At 63.0% G+C, this 235-nt stretch carries 1 protein-coding gene; it reads right to left on the bottom strand.

Annotated features, from left to right (window positions below; translation table 11 throughout):
• Positions 1-197 (bottom strand): hypothetical protein (locus SB753_RS41425; RefSeq protein WP_410805735.1); only part of this gene is annotated, 197 nt, incomplete at its 3' end.
• Between the last annotated feature and the right edge of the window lie 38 nt (positions 198-235).

The following is a 235-nucleotide window of genomic DNA, read 5'->3' as shown; positions in this document are numbered from 1 at the left end:
CGCACCGGCAGCTGTTGCGTGTCTTCTAACAGCATGCCCGCAGGCTGACCGGTTAGCGCCGCCCCTACCTGCTCTGCCAAATTCTGCGCGGAAAGCCCCACATCGCTCAGCGCGGTGTGGTCGATGTCCAGCATCAGCCTGGGCAAATCACGCTGCATACCCGCCCGCACATGCGTCACCTGAGGAAGCTGGTGCATCAATCCCGCTAGCTCCAGGCCAAGCGAAGAGAGCACCG

The organism is Paraburkholderia sp. SIMBA_053 (assembly GCF_046534895.1).
Taxonomy (GTDB): Bacteria; Pseudomonadota; Gammaproteobacteria; order Burkholderiales; family Burkholderiaceae; genus Paraburkholderia; species Paraburkholderia caledonica.
The sequence above is the reverse complement of the archived record's forward strand: the minus strand, read 5'-3'. Positions and strand labels throughout refer to the sequence as shown.